At 43.7% G+C, this 357-nt stretch carries 1 pseudogene; it reads right to left on the reverse strand.

The features are described 5' to 3' along the window. Window positions 1-204: pseudogene (locus CIK04_RS31625) on the reverse strand (IS5/IS1182 family transposase); the annotation flags it as partial. Window positions 205-357: the final 153 nt, after the last annotated feature.

A 357-nucleotide genomic window follows, 5' to 3' on the forward strand; every position in this document is an offset into this window, starting at 1 on the left:
ACCAAGCAAGATGATTTTGAAGAGACGAACAGGGTCAACAGGTGGACGCCCATTATCTTTACAATAAAGATGAGCGACTTCATCACGAATGAATTCAAAGTCGATAGCATTATCGATTTTGCGCACTAAATGGTCTTTAGGAACTAACTGTTCCATCGTCACCATTTCCAGTTCGTATTGTTGCGGGGTGGGTTCTTGAAGCATATCGGAGTATCCATATTTCGATACCCCTATTAGATCAAAGGTCTAGCTCGAAAGCTAGACCTTTGTCAGCAGTCTGAGGCCAGCTTAGCTGGCCTTTTATTTCTGCCGAACAGCGTAAGCTATGATAAGCGTGCACAAGCTGGTTTTACTCTC

The sequence above is a fragment of the Vibrio sp. 03_296 genome, from assembly GCF_002265885.1.